Genomic DNA, 13,105 nt, shown 5'->3' with positions numbered 1-13,105 from the left:
TTCTGAGCAAGCCTGTTCTCGTGCTGTCGTGACGAAGGGACAAATTTTCTCGTTGACGGTAGGCCTAACTCATTGAATTAAAAAGGTGTTTCAAAATCACATTCGGGAGATCGACGATGCCAATTTTTTCACGGCGCACTCTGGCCGCTCTGGTCGCGGTCTCTACCCTGTTTCCCGGCGCGGCCTTTGCGGCTGACGCGCTGAAGGAGATCCGCATCGACTGGGCGACCTATAATCCGGTGTCGCTGGTCTTGAAGCAGAAGGGCCTCCTGGAGAAGGAGTTCGCCAAGGACGGCATCAGCATCGTCTGGGTGCAGTCGGCGGGGTCCAACAAGGCGCTCGAATTCCTCAACGCCGGCTCTATCGATTTCGGCTCGACCGCGGGTTCGGCCGCGCTGGTCGCGAGGATCAACGGCAACCCGATCAAGTCGATCTATGTTTATTCGCGCCCCGAATGGACCGCACTGGTCACGACCAAGGATTCCAAAATCGTTTCCGTCGCTGACCTCAAGGGCAAGCGCGTCGCGGTCACCCGTGGCACCGACCCGCACATCTTCCTGGTCCGCGCACTGCTCAGCGCCGGCTTGGGCGAGAAGGACATCACCCCCGTGCTGCTGCAGCACGCCGACGGCAAGACTGCCTTGATCCGCGGCGACGTCGACGCCTGGGCCGGCCTCGACCCGATGATGGCACAGGCGGAAGTCGAGGAGGGCGCCAAGCTGTTCTATCGCAAGGCCGACGCCAACACCTGGGGCATCCTCAATGTGCGGGAGCAGTTCTTGAAGGATTATCCGGATGTCGTCCGCCGCGTGCTCGCGACTTACGAAGAGGCGCGCAAATACTCGCTGGCGAACTACGATGATCTGAAGAAGACCTTCATCGGTGTCACAAAATTGCCGGAGGCGGTGGTCGACAAGCAGCTGAAGGAGCGCACCGAGCTGACCCACAGCCACATCGGCGCTCCGCAGCGCGAATCCATCCTCGCGGCCGGCCTGGCGCTACAGCAGGCCGGCGTCGTCGACGCCAAGGTCGACGTGAAGGCGACGCTGGACGCGCTGGTCGACGACCAGGTTCCTTTGCCGACGAATTAGCGCGGTTCTCACCCTCTCCTTCGGGGGAGGGTGTTCGCCTCCTTGCAATCCCTCGCCAGACGCGTTCTTTGCTATGGCCATGACCGTTGACCTGCCGGCGCTGGAACAGACCGATGCGGCGGTGCCGCATGTGGCATCGGCGCGCTGGTCGCGCTATGCGCGGCCGGCGCTCGGGCTGGCGTTGCCGGCCGCGCTCGCGCTTGGCTGGGAGCTCGTGGTGTTCCTCGGCTGGTCCAATGGCCGACTCGTGCCGCCGCCGTCGCGGCTGTTCGCGACCATCGCTGAACTCGCGAAAAGCGGCGAGCTTTCGCGGCACATCCTCGCGACAGTGACGCGCGTCGGTGCGGGCTTCGTGCTTGGCGTGATCTCCGGCACGATCCTCGGCGCGATCTCGGGCTATTGGGGCCTCGCGCGCCGGCTGCTGGATCCCACGGTGCAAGCGCTTCGCGCGATCCCCTCGCTCGCTTGGGTGCCGCTGTTCGTGCTCTGGCTCGGCATTTTCGAGACCTCGAAGATCGTGCTGATCGCGGTCGGCGTGTTCTTTCCGATCTATCTCGGCGTGATGGGCGCGATCCTCTCGGTCGATCGCAAGATCGTCGAGGTCGGGCGCGTCTTCCGCCTCTCCGGGGCCGCCATGATCCGCCGCATTCTTTTGCCTGCAGTGCTGCCGGCCTATGTGGTGGCGCTCCGGGTCGGCCTTGGCCTTGGGTGGATGTTCGTGGTGGCGGCCGAGCTGATAGGGGCCTCCGAGGGACTGGGCTATTTGCTGCTCGACGGCCAGCAGCTTGGCAAGCCCGCGCAGATCCTCGCAGCGATCGTGATCTTCGCGATCCTCGGCAAGCTCACCGACTGGCTCATCGAGGTCGCGGCCTCGCCGCTATTGCGCTGGCAGGACGCGTTCGGCGCGCGGGGAGGGTACTAAAGCATGATCCGGAAAAGTGCGTAGCGGTTTTCCCTCGCGACAAACGCGTAGCGTTTGCGCGGAGATCATCCGCAAACAACAGCTACAGCGCGATGATGGCTCATTCTGATCTCATCGCGCCTTAGTGCCGCCGATTTGAAGTTCCTGCGGTGCAAGCCGCGAGTCCGAACAGGAATTTCAAATCGATCGGCGGCACTAGAATAGTCATTTTGTCAGCGCCCTCTTGCTTTCCGAAGTTCGGGCAGAGGGTGGACCGAAAGATGACGAACTTCGGAAGGAGGGCACTGATGCTCGCACTGAAGGAGGTCGGCAAGACCTATCCCAACGGCGTGCACGCGCTGGAGCGCTTCTCGGCCGCGATCAAGCCCGGCGAGATCGTCGCCATCATCGGCGGCTCCGGCTGCGGCAAGTCGACGCTGTTGCGTGCCATCGCCGGCCTCGACCGCGCGACCTCGGGCGCCGTGACGTTGGATAATGCCACGATCACCTCGCCGCATGCCAAGATCGGCATCATCTTCCAGGAGCCGCGGCTGCTGCCCTGGCTCAGCGTCGCCGACAATGTCGGCTTCGGCCTGTCGGAACTGCCCGCTGACGTCAGACGCAAGCGCATTGCGGCGGCGCTCGCCCGTGTCGGCCTTGCCGACAAGGCCGAGGCCTGGCCGCGCGAACTCTCCGGCGGGCAGGCGCAGCGGGTAGCGATTGCTCGCGCCCTGGTGCCACAGCCGGAGGTGCTGTTGCTCGACGAGCCGTTCTCCGCGCTCGACGCTTTCACCCGGCGCGACCTGCAGGACCATCTGCTCAACCTCTGGGCCGACACGCGGCCGACCCTCATCCTGGTGACCCACGACGTCGACGAGGCGGTGACGCTGGCCGATCGCGTGCTGGTGATGCGGCCGCGGCCGGGCCGGCTGTTCGAGGAGATCACCATCAACCTGGCGCGTCCCCGCGACCGCAAATCGGAGCTGTTCGACAACTTCAAGCGCCGTGTTCTGACCGCGCTCGACCGCTCACTGGACCGTTCGGTGCGTGATCTCACGGCCAAATCAAGCGCCGGCGAAGCGATGTGGTGGTGACATCCGCGCATTAAAGCCTTACATCGGCAGATAACAACGAACGTCGGGAGATGAAACTATGGACGCCGCCGAACTCCGCGCAATGCAGGCCCCGATCAAGGAGCGCTACAAGGCCGATCCCTCGGCCGCCGTGGTCACGCTGAAGGCCAAGGGCTCGATCGAACGCGAAGGCATTTCCTGCAAGATCGAGACCGGCCGCGCGCTCGCGGTCGCCGGCCTCCACCCCGCAACCGGCGGCTCCGGTCTCGAGCTCTGTTCCGGCGACATGCTCCTGGAGGCGCTGGTCGCCTGCGCCGGCGTGACGCTGAAATCGGTCGCGACCGCCGTCGAAGTGCCACTCAAGAGCGGTAACGTCTTTGCCGAGGGCGACCTCGATTTCCGCGGCACGCTCGGTGTCGACAAGGAAGCCCCGGTCGGCTTTCGTGAAATCCGCTTGCGTTTCGAGGTCGGCACCGACGCTCCGCAGGAGAAGCTTGATTCGCTTCTGAGGCTGACTGAGCGCTATTGCGTGGTCTATCAGACCATCAAAAATGGCCCGAAGGTGTCGGTATCGATGCAACGGGTGTGATGATCTTCACTCTCTGCTGGAGGGGTCGTCAACCATCGTGCTCGCCGTCAGCCGCCAAGACGCGGCAGCGGCGGCGCGCCGAGTGGCGCCGCTATCGCGAGTGGCAAGGCACGGATGCCCCTTCGATGCCGACGCCTCGCGGCCTAAAGCGGGTTCCGTACATGAGCAGCGATCAATGATGCGACCGCTTCGCTGATCCTGGCTCAATCTGTACCGTGGCGGTCAATCCGGCCACCAGCCGCACGTCGCTTGGCACGTCATCGAGATGGATGCGCACCGGAATGCGCTGCGCGAGGCGGACCCAGGTGAAGATCGGATTTACCGAGGCGAGACCGGACGTGTCCGGCTGAGTGTTTGGTATATCGATGCCGCGGGCGACGCTCTCGACATGCCCACGAACGACTTCGCCGTGGCCCATCAATTTGATCGAAGCGAGGTCTCCTTCGCGAATCCCTCGCAGATTGGTCTCCTCGAAATATGCGTCGACCCAAAAGGAATCGGTGTTGACGAGCGAGATGCTCCTCTGCCCGACAGTGACGAAATCGCCAAGTTGCACCTGCAAGTTCGTCACATACCCGTTGACCGGAGAGACGATGCGGGTGCGCTCGAGGTCGACATGCGCCTGGTCGCGTTTCGCAAGCGCCTGCTGATAGGCCGCATCGGCGCTCAGCGAGTTGCTGGAGAACGTCTGCTGCTCTTCCTGCGAGATCGCCAGATCAGTCAGCTTCTGCCGGCGCTCCGACTGGGCCCGCGCATTCTGCGCGAGGGCCTGCGCCTGGTCGACGGCGGCATCTGCGAGCCGGGCGGCAATCGCGAAGTTCGTGGGATCAACGACCATGAGCAGGTCGCCCTTGTGGACGAATTGATTGTCGGCGACCGGCAGTTCCACAATCCGGCCCGACACCTCGGGCGCGATCGTGACGACATAGGCGCGCACGGTAGCGTCGCGCGTCCACGGTGCCTCCATATAGACGCGCCACATCGCCCAGCCGAGCAGCCCGGCAAGCGCGACGGTTGCCAGGGTGATCAGGAACGGAATTACCTTGATACGACGTCTGGCGAACTCATCCGTTTCCGGCGCAAGGAACGGGCTCTGCTCACGATGATCGGGCCTCTTGCCTTGCTTCGATATGATTTCAGTAACGGTCATAATGGCGAACTCCAGTGGGCCACGATCAGAACCCAGGACGAAAGAACGATGATGTACGTGGCAAACACGAACAGGGCTGGATGCCAGACGTATCGGAGCAAACCAAAGCGGCTGAGGACCCGGCGCAGCGCAATCGTGACGCGCCAGGCGCCGACCATCATGAGCGAAATGGGTGCAACATACACACCGAACAGGTTGACCTCGACAAACCTCATGTTAGTGCTCCTGAATCGAAGTAATCGGCGTGCTCAAGCAACACCTCCGATAGGGTGAGAATGCGAGCGCGCGCCTGCACCACCTCGCGTTGGGCAAATCTGTTACCGGCGAGCGCCGCGTCGAGGCGAGTGAGGTGCTCAATGGCGATCGAACTCTCGCCTTCCGCCAGAGCGGCGAGAGCGTGTTCGAAATCGGTGCCGACGCCGAGCCGTCGAGCCAGAGGGCGCAGCCCGACTATCTCGGATCCCACTGAGAGCGACGCCAACAGTTGAGCGCGCTGTAGAGGGATCGCTCCTCGCGGCATGGCCGAGAGCCGGCCATGGATGTGGCCCATCCAGTCGCCGAACGTCCGCCCCATCGCGAGACGGCGCAGGTCGCGCAAGGTCAAGGCCAGCAACCGTCGGGCGCAGAATTCCGGCGACAGTGGTGGCAGCAGGCGAAACGACAGTGCCGCGGCGCCGATGCCGGCGAGGATCGCGAGCGCCGCGTTGTAGAATTGCGCTGCGTCGTAGCTCATCTGGTTCTCGGGCGCGAGCAACGGTACAAAATACGCCGCCATATAGGTGAGCGCGCCGCTTCTCCAATTCCCCGCCGCGGCACCGGCGGGGACCAGCCAAAGGCCGATCGCGAGGCTGAAGGCGGCAAAGGTCTCCAGGTGCGGCAGCACCGCGAACCTGATGATCGACGCGGCAACAGCTGCGATTCCGGTACCCACCATGAAGCCCATGGCCCCCGCGTGAGCCTGATCCGCTCGCGGCGCGAACAGAATGACGGAGATGGCTGCGAAGGTGATGGCCTCAGCGCCGCCCGGCCAGGCGGTGACGATCCAAAACAACGCGACGGAGCAGACCGTAACGAATGCGCGCGCTGCATTGACCAGAGCTGGCAGCCAGTCCGCGACGTGCAGGCGGATGACATTGTGGCGGCGCGGGACAGGTCGAGCGGGGGGCGGCGACAAGCAAAGCCAGGCCCTTCGCCGCAAGCGACATGCCGACCAGCGCTTCGGCGGTCTGGTCGGCGAGCAGGCGGAGCGATGGGGTGCGAGAGGGCAGCTCGATTAGCCGGCGCGCGGTCGTCTCACAGAGCCTGCCCAGGCCGGTCGGATCAGCGATCCACCGCGACGGCTCGGCGTTTGTGGATCGCAGCTCGAGCGGCAGGATTTGCAGGATGATTGCCGCGTCTTGCCGGGACTCCGCGCTGGGCAGCTCGACAAGGTGATTTGCCGCCGTACGCCAGCCGGCCAGGGCGGCGAACAAGCCTTCCACCGCCCTCTCCAAGACCGACGAATGATAACGGATTTGAGCCGATTCCCCGAGCGTTTCGTCGATCATCGGGTCGAGGGCAATAGCTCTCTGCACGAGTGCACGCCGCATCGATCGCGTGGTAGATGGTTCAGGCCCGGTCGGCGCGAATGTGCCGGTAAGTCCCGCTGCGATTCGTGCCTCCAGGTCTGCAAAGAGCGTGGCTAGCCGCCTGCGGGCGCTGCCGAGATCGGTTCCAGCGAGAACGACGCCGGCGCAGACGATGCCAATGGAAGTCTCGCTTGCACGGGTGACAGCCAGCATGAAGACGTCACCGTGTACGCCGCCGATTGCGCCGAGCTGATCGCTGGCAATAATTGCCGCCGTATAGCCGGCCAGCGCTGCGCCATAGCCTGCAAAGTTGCGGACTAACGTCGCGACGAATGCACATGCCGCTCCCCACAGGGCGAGCCCAAGGAGAAACGATGCACGATCCTGCGGAAAGCATGCGGTCAGCACAACGATCGCGATAGCGCCGACCAGCGTGCCGATCATGCGGAACCACCCCTTGCGCAGTGCTGCGCCGAGCTGCGGCTGACAGACGATCGCCGCCGAGGTGCCGGCCCAAAACGGGCTGTCGAGTTCGAGCCAGAAAGCGATATAGAGCGCGAGGCAAACAGAAGCCCAAAGCCGCAAGCCGAAGAGAAGCGCGGGAACCGTGCCTGCGGCCATCCTGTTCAGACGTTCCAAATCGAGCACACGGACCTGTCGCTCCGGGAACCTGGGCAAGGACATTCGGCTGGGCTCATCGGTAGTCATTGAGTGTTTTCCATCGGACGCGCCATCTAGCGGAGCCGGAACCTCAACTGGACGGCGCCATCTCTTCCGCGCCGATTGCTCGACAAAGCGCTGACTTCGTCCAGGCGCGTTCCCTCACGGATGAAAGGTGCGCTCGCCCATTGATCTCGTCCAATAGCGAGACGATATCGTTTAATCTCGAGCCGAGATAAAATCCGGAGATCCTTGGAATGCTCGATGTCCGGCAACTTCGCTATTTCGTGGCTGTCGCGGAATATCTGCATTTCACGAAGGCGGCAGACCACCTGCACGTCGCCCAGTCGGCCCTCAGCACTCAAGTAAAGCAACTTGAAGCCCAGTTAGGCGTAAGGCTGCTGGGCCGAAGCAAGCGGTCCTCAGTGACTCTGACCGACGCCGGTCAGCTCTTCCTGACCGAGGCGCGAAATGCGCTGCGGCAAATTGATATCGCAGAATCCGTCGGCCGCCTCGCCGGGCGCGGCATGCTCGGCCACGTCGAGATCGGCTACGTCGCCTCGGTCGCTTTCTCCGGCCTGCTCTCGCTCGCGATGTTGACCTTCCGCGAGGAGCGCCCTGGCATCGTCCTGCGGATCTCTGAGATGGAAACGTTTCAGCAGCTCGCGGCCATCGCGGAGGGCAAGCTGGACGTGGGCTTCATCAGGCCGCGTCCGAATTATCCCGAGGGCGTCGTGGTCGAGGTGCTGCGCACCGAAAAGCTGCTGTTGGCGCTGCCGGTCGGGCATCCGCGGTCGGCCGACCCCGAGATCCGCGCGCTCGCCGACGAGACCTTTGTGGTGCCGAAGTCCGGCGGCTTCGCCGAGCATGCCGCCGACTTCGTTGCAGCCGGCGGTCCCACACCCGAGCGGGTCGTCCAGGTGCGCGACTTCCTGTCGGCCATCACTCTGGTCGGCGCAGGTTGCGGGATCGCGCTCGTGCCCGAATCGTTGCGCGCGCTCGCCATGCCCAATGTCCGTTACAGCGAGATTTCGAACTACGACCGCAAGGTCGAACTCGCCCTGGCCTATCGCTCAGCGCGCAACTCACCGGTCGTACAGGCCTTCATCGAGGTTTGCCGGGGTTATGGGAACGTAAGTCATCAGGCGTGACGATTGACTTGCCGCAAGCGATTCGCAAACGCGGCCGTCGGCGCTTTGTTGATTGCGACAACCCGCATTCGGCTGTCGCTCGAACGCACTCTCTGCTGTGAGGGGTGTCCACCACCGTGCGACGCCAGCGAAATCAAGCGCGAGAATCGGAAGTCCCGTCTCGCCGACGAGAGATCCTAGAACTCCGGAGGCGGCCGCGTACTATCACAACCGACCTGAGAAGGTCACAGATAATCGTTTTGCAGTTTCAGCGGCTTACGAGCATCGAAGCGATATCGCCTATTGCAAAATGTCCCCCTTCAGGGGAAAGTTACAAGGCAACGATGTCCCCCGAACTCATCTTTCTTCTCACGCTCGTGCTACGCATGGCCATCACGGCGGCGTTCGTGGTGAGTGCATCGATCATTACGGAGCGTTCAGGCCCGGTGATCGGCGCGCTGGTCGCCACGCTGCCGATCTCGGCGGGGCCATCCTACACATTCTTGGCGCTCGATCATGACGCCGCCTTCATCGCGGAGGGCGCGCTGGCGAGCCTGCCGGTCAACGCTGCGACGATTTATATGGGCCTCACCTATGCCGTGCTGGCACAACGATTCAGCGGATTGGTAAGTGCCGGATCGGCGATTGCGGCATGGCTCGTGATCGCCTCCATCATGCGCCAGTTCCAGTGGACGCTCATCGCGGGGTTGATCGTCAACGCCATCACCTTCGCGATCTGCATCCCGCTGCTCAGGCCGTATCGGCACGTCGCAAAGATGCCGCTGATTACCCGCCGCTGGTACGACATCCCGCTGCGCGCTTCGCTCGTCGCGACGCTGGTTGCAGTCGTGGTGACGACGTCGGGCTGGGTCGGCCCGCGCGTCAGTGGCGTGATGGCGCTGTTTCCGATCGTGTTCACCTCGATGATGCTCATTCTGCATCCGCGCATTGGCGGGCCGCCGACCGCGGCCGTCATCGCCAACGGTGCCTGGGGCCTGATGGGATTTGGGCTTGCGATCGCAGTCATGCACATCGCGGTGCTGCAATTCGGCTCGGCGATCGGCCTGAGCCTGGCGCTCGCCACCTGCATCTGCTGGAATCTGACGCTGTGGTGGAACGGAAGAAGGAAGCGACGCGGACTTAGAGCATGAACCAAAAAGCGGGATCTGGTTTCCGGGAAGTGTTTTGTTGTCGCGTCGAGATCTGGGGTGAGGCCAACTTCGTGAGAGATAGGTCTGGCTAGCCGTGCGAGGTGGGATATTCGGGCATTTCGGCGTGGATCTCGTCCGGAGTCAGTAATCGCAGTCCAATCCGCTTAAATATCTTGATCGTTTCTGTGAGGTCGACATTCGCATAGGTAGCAACATCGGAATCGTTGGGCACCTCCATCCGCTCGGCCGGCGCATTCATCTTGTTGACGGCGTCCAGGAAGCCACCGGGCGTAAGGAGGACGATGATGTGTATTTCCTCAGACACAACTAAAAACGCATGCGGCTTTAGACGCGGAAGAAACATGCATTCTCCGGCGGTCATATGAAAGACTTCGCCGTCTGCATAAACGTTCATTTCACCCGCGAGCAGGTAGAAGAACTCGTCTTCTCGCGAGTGGACATGAGGCGGCGGCTCGGTACCTCGCCTCATCCTGCCAAGACTGATATCGAATGCCCCGTTGTTGTCTGCGGTTCCGGCTAACTGGCTTATGAGAATGCCCTTGTACCACGTCGAATTGCTCAACGCGGGCGCCCTCTTGTAGGCCCGTGGCTGTTGCCGTCTCGCCGCGTCGCTCATCGCAATCCACCTTTCTTCAACTTTCCTGCATTGCAAAGTTCCGCTGCATAACAGTTTCAGATTTTGGATTTTTGGTTACAAACGAAACTCGGCACTCGTTCGAAACGAGAAGGTCGCGATATCGGGATGACTTGCCGCTCTTGAGAATCAGAAGCGGAGAAGCAGAAAGCGTAAAGTGGGTTGACAAGGCGCAAACCATCACATCGACGTAGAGAAAGAGGTGGTGGGTTGCACTCGCTGCCGCATCCTGCCGACGGCAGGCACTCTCACTGCTTCGGCAGCTTCGCCTTCAGCGCATAAAGCGCCTCCAGCGCTTCGCGCGGCGACATTTCGTCCGGATGCAGCGCTTTCACCGCTTCCATCAACAGCTCGGTCTCGCTCGGCGGGGCGTCCGCCGTCGCGCGGGAGGGGACGGCGAAGAGCGGGAGATCATCGACCAGCGCGCGTGCGGTCTGGCCGCGGTCTTGTGCTTCCAGTTTGGCCAGCACGGATTTGGCGCGCGCGATGACGGCGGGTGGCAGCCCCGCGAGCTTCGCGACCTGGATGCCATAGGAGCGGTCGGCCGAACCCGGCAGCACCTCGTGCAGGAACACGACGTCGCCCTGCCATTCCTTCACGCGCACGGTGGCGTTGAACATCCGTGCCAGTTTTGCGGAAAGCGCGGTCAGCTCATGATAGTGGGTGGCGAACAGGGTGCGGCAGCGGTTGTTTTCATGCAGATGCTCGATCGCGGCCCAGGCGATCGAGAGGCCATCGAAGGTTGCCGTGCCTCGTCCAATCTCGTCGAGGATGACGAGCGACCGCTCGCTCGCCTGATTCAGGATGACAGCGGTTTCGACCATCTCGACCATGAACGTCGAGCGCCCCCGTGCGAGATCATCGGCTGCGCCGACGCGCGAGAACAGGCGGTCGACGATGCCGAGCCGTGCGCGCGATGCCGGCACGTAGGAGCCGATCTGCGCCAGCAGCGCGATCAGTGCGTTCTGGCGCAGGAAGGTCGATTTGCCGGCCATGTTGGGGCCGGTGATCAGCCAGAGCTGGCCGGATTTCTGCCCGGGCGTCGGAGAGAGATCGCAGGCATTGGCGATGAACGGTTGCCCGTCCCGCCTTAGCGCCTGCTCGACCACCGGATGCCGCCCGCCCTCGATCGCAAAGCCGAGCGAGCTATCGACCTCGGGTCGCGCGTAATGGTCGTCGACCGCAAGCTTCGCCAGAGCGGTCGCGACATCGAGCATCGCAAATGCATGCGCGGCGTTACGCAAATCGTCGCCGGCGGCAAGCGCCATCGCGCTCAGCCGCTCGAAGATCTCGATCTCGAGGTTGAGCGCGCGCTCGCCGGCGTTGGCAATCTTGGCCTCGATCTCGCCGAGTTCCGCGGTGGTGAAGCGGATTTGCCCGGCAAGCGTCTGGCGATGGATGAAGGTCGCATTCAGCGGCGGCGCCATCAATTTGTCGCCGTGCTGCGCAGTCACCTCGACGAAATAGCCGAGCACATTGTTGTGCCGGATCTTCAGGGATTTGATGCCGGTGTCCTCGGCATAGCGCGCCTGCATCGCGGCGACGACGAGGCGCGAGGCGTCGCGCAAATTGCGGCTCTCGTCGAGCGCGGCTTCATAGCCTTCGCGGACGAAGCCGCCGTCGCGCTTGATCAGCGGCAGTTGCTCGGACAGCGCGCGGGCGAATTCGCGCGCCAGATCGCGCGATGGCCGGCGCAGTGCCGCCATGACGGCCATGACTTCCGCCGGCGGGCTTTCGAGCTGCGCCAGCAGGTCGAGCGCCTGGTCGGCGGCAAGGATGCCGTCGCGTAATCCTGCGAGGTCGCGCGGGCCGCCGCGGCCGACCGACAACCGCGCCAGCGCCCGCGACATGTCGGGTGCGGCGCGCAGCACGGTGCGGATGTCCTCGCGTGCGGCGCTGTCGCCGACGAAGGCCGAGACTGCATCGAGCCGTCGCGCGATCGCCGCGCTATCGGTCAGCGGTGCGGCGAGACGCTGCGCCAGCAGCCGCGAGCCCGCGGCGGTGACCGTGCAATCGATCGCATCGAGCAGCGAGCCGCGGCGCTCGCCGGCGAGGGTGCGCGTCAGTTCGAGATTGGCGCGGGTCGCCGGATCGATCGCCATCGTGGTGCCGGCTGCCTCGCGCGCCGGCGGTGACAGGGGCGGACGTTTGCCGACCTGGGTGCGGTCGATATAGGTCACCGCGGCGGCAGCGGCGGTTGCTTCCAGCCGCGACATCGCCGACAGGCCGTCCATGGTCGCAACCGCGAAATAATCGCACAGCCGCCGTTCGGCCGTGGCGCTGTCGAACACGTCGCGGGTCAGCGGCGTCACCGCCGGCAATTCGCGCAGGATGGGCGCGAGTTCGCCGTCGCCATAGAGCGCATCGGTGACGATGGCCTCGTTCGGATTGATGCGGGCAAGCGTCGCCGCGAGCTCCGCGGTCGAGCACTCCGTTACCATGAATTCGGAGGTCGAGATGTCGATCCAGGCAAGGCCGAGCCGGTCGGCGCCGGCCGAGCCCCGCGCGCGCGCGATCGCCAGCAGATAATTGTTGGTGCGGGCGTCAAGGAGCGTATCTTCGGTCAGCGTGCCCGGCGTCACCAGCCGCACCACACCTCGGCGGACCACGCTCTTGTTGCCGCGGGCGCGCGCCGCGGCCGGATCCTCGGTCTGCTCGCACACCGCGACACGATGGCCGGCGCCGATCAGGCGGTGCAGGTAATCCTCCGACCGCTCGACCGGTACGCCGCACATCGGGATGTCCATGCCCTGATGCTTGCCGCGCTTGGTGAGCACGATGCCGAGCGCTTTCGAGGCGATCTCGGCATCCTCGAAGAACAGCTCGTAGAAATCACCCATCCGGTAGAACAGCAGGAGGCCGGGGTGGGCCGCCTTTATTTCGAGGTACTGTTCCATCATCGGCGTGACGCGCGACGGCGTCTCGGCAGCGGAGGCAGGTTCAGGCGGAACAGGGATGGATTGCTGGATGGTCATCAGGTGGCGGAAACTACAGAATTTCGCCGCCCGGTCCTATCCAAGTGCGCGGGGTTTTCCACCCTCTCCACGGCCTCAAGATAGGACAAGACCTCCCCGTAACGCGCGCTTGGCGCGTGTTACCGTCGATTGACCTGTGACAGGCACGCTCCTAAAACTCAC

12 protein-coding genes are annotated in these 13,105 nt (G+C 63.6%); 6 read left to right on the top strand and 6 right to left on the bottom strand.

What is annotated here, in order from left to right; all coding sequences use genetic code 11:
• Positions 1-116 precede the first annotated feature (116 nt).
• The 4 genes from JQ553_RS03090 to JQ553_RS03075 all read left to right on the top strand — a co-directional run bounded on the left by JQ553_RS03090 (position 117) and on the right by JQ553_RS03075 (position 3,654).
• Complete coding sequence (locus JQ553_RS03090) at positions 117-1,091, top strand: aliphatic sulfonate ABC transporter substrate-binding protein (RefSeq protein ID WP_212498403.1); 975 nt, start codon at positions 117-119, stop codon at positions 1,089-1,091.
• 79 nt (positions 1,092-1,170) lie between these two features.
• The gene (locus JQ553_RS03085; protein WP_212498782.1) at positions 1,171-2,013 is read left to right on the top strand and encodes an ABC transporter permease; all 843 of its coding nucleotides are present in this window, start codon (positions 1,171-1,173) and stop codon (positions 2,011-2,013) included.
• 287 nt (positions 2,014-2,300) lie between these two features.
• Positions 2,301-3,086, top strand: a complete 786-nt coding sequence (locus JQ553_RS03080) for an ABC transporter ATP-binding protein (protein WP_212498402.1) — start codon at positions 2,301-2,303, stop codon at positions 3,084-3,086.
• A gap of 58 nt (positions 3,087-3,144) precedes the next feature.
• On the top strand, positions 3,145-3,654 hold the full coding sequence (locus JQ553_RS03075) for an OsmC family protein (protein WP_212498401.1): 510 nt from the start codon (positions 3,145-3,147) through the stop codon (positions 3,652-3,654).
• Between the two features lie 172 nt (positions 3,655-3,826).
• On the opposite strand, the gene JQ553_RS03070 is transcribed toward JQ553_RS03075, so the two are convergent.
• From JQ553_RS03070 to JQ553_RS34825, 4 genes are read right to left on the bottom strand one after another with little or no spacing between them, the layout of a single operon-like run.
• Positions 3,827-4,804, bottom strand: coding sequence for an HlyD family secretion protein (locus JQ553_RS03070; RefSeq protein ID WP_212498400.1), 978 nt, complete (start codon positions 4,802-4,804; stop codon positions 3,827-3,829).
• Positions 4,801-5,019, bottom strand: coding sequence for a DUF1656 domain-containing protein (locus JQ553_RS03065; protein ID WP_212498399.1), 219 nt, complete (start codon positions 5,017-5,019; stop codon positions 4,801-4,803). Before JQ553_RS03065 ends, JQ553_RS03070 begins: the two co-directional genes overlap by 4 nt.
• Positions 5,016-5,900, bottom strand: coding sequence for an FUSC family protein (locus tag JQ553_RS34830; protein WP_283817218.1), 885 nt, complete (start codon positions 5,898-5,900; stop codon positions 5,016-5,018). The genes JQ553_RS03065 and JQ553_RS34830 overlap by 4 nt, the downstream gene beginning before the upstream one ends.
• Positions 5,818-7,080: an FUSC family protein gene (locus JQ553_RS34825; RefSeq protein ID WP_212498398.1), complete on the bottom strand. Its 1,263-nt coding sequence runs from the start codon at positions 7,078-7,080 to the stop codon at positions 5,818-5,820. The genes JQ553_RS34830 and JQ553_RS34825 overlap by 83 nt, the downstream gene beginning before the upstream one ends.
• Positions 7,081-7,289: 209 nt before the next feature.
• Here JQ553_RS34825 and JQ553_RS03050 point away from each other — a divergent pair, with 209 nt between their 5' ends.
• On the top strand, positions 7,290-8,183 hold the full coding sequence (locus tag JQ553_RS03050; protein WP_212498397.1) for a LysR family transcriptional regulator: 894 nt from the start codon (positions 7,290-7,292) through the stop codon (positions 8,181-8,183).
• A 323-nt stretch (positions 8,184-8,506) separates the two neighbouring features.
• The gene (locus JQ553_RS03045; RefSeq protein ID WP_212498396.1) at positions 8,507-9,313 is read left to right on the top strand and encodes a hypothetical protein; all 807 of its coding nucleotides are present in this window, start codon (positions 8,507-8,509) and stop codon (positions 9,311-9,313) included.
• A gap of 88 nt (positions 9,314-9,401) precedes the next feature.
• On the opposite strand, the gene JQ553_RS03040 is transcribed toward JQ553_RS03045, so the two are convergent.
• A complete protein-coding gene (locus JQ553_RS03040; RefSeq protein ID WP_212498395.1) occupies positions 9,402-9,950 on the bottom strand; it encodes a cupin domain-containing protein in 549 nt (182 codons plus the stop codon).
• Between the two features lie 266 nt (positions 9,951-10,216).
• Positions 10,217-12,943, bottom strand: coding sequence for a DNA mismatch repair protein MutS (mutS, locus tag JQ553_RS03035; RefSeq protein WP_212498394.1), 2,727 nt, complete (start codon positions 12,941-12,943; stop codon positions 10,217-10,219).
• Positions 12,944-13,105 lie beyond the last annotated feature (162 nt).

It is taken from the genome of Bradyrhizobium lablabi, assembly GCF_018131005.1.
Classification (GTDB): Bacteria; Pseudomonadota; Alphaproteobacteria; order Rhizobiales; family Xanthobacteraceae; genus Bradyrhizobium; species Bradyrhizobium lablabi_D.
This window is presented reverse-complemented; position numbering and strand designations above follow the sequence as displayed.

Coding starts and splice junctions, on each gene's coding strand:
- JQ553_RS03085 (WP_212498782.1), top strand. CDS start 1,171: ATGACCGTTGACCTGCCGGCGCTGGAACAGACCGATGCGGCGGTGCCG.
- JQ553_RS03045 (WP_212498396.1), top strand. CDS start 8,507: ATGTCCCCCGAACTCATCTTTCTTCTCACGCTCGTGCTACGCATGGCC.
- JQ553_RS03080 (WP_212498402.1), top strand. CDS start 2,301: ATGCTCGCACTGAAGGAGGTCGGCAAGACCTATCCCAACGGCGTGCAC.
- JQ553_RS03040 (WP_212498395.1), bottom strand. CDS start 9,950: ATGAGCGACGCGGCGAGACGGCAACAGCCACGGGCCTACAAGAGGGCG.
- JQ553_RS03050 (WP_212498397.1), top strand. CDS start 7,290: ATGCTCGATGTCCGGCAACTTCGCTATTTCGTGGCTGTCGCGGAATAT.
- JQ553_RS03070 (WP_212498400.1), bottom strand. CDS start 4,804: ATGACCGTTACTGAAATCATATCGAAGCAAGGCAAGAGGCCCGATCAT.
- mutS (WP_212498394.1), bottom strand. CDS start 12,943: ATGACCATCCAGCAATCCATCCCTGTTCCGCCTGAACCTGCCTCCGCT.
- JQ553_RS03075 (WP_212498401.1), top strand. CDS start 3,145: ATGGACGCCGCCGAACTCCGCGCAATGCAGGCCCCGATCAAGGAGCGC.
- JQ553_RS03090 (WP_212498403.1), top strand. CDS start 117: ATGCCAATTTTTTCACGGCGCACTCTGGCCGCTCTGGTCGCGGTCTCT.
- JQ553_RS34825 (WP_212498398.1), bottom strand. CDS start 7,080: ATGACTACCGATGAGCCCAGCCGAATGTCCTTGCCCAGGTTCCCGGAG.
- JQ553_RS03065 (WP_212498399.1), bottom strand. CDS start 5,019: ATGAGGTTTGTCGAGGTCAACCTGTTCGGTGTGTATGTTGCACCCATT.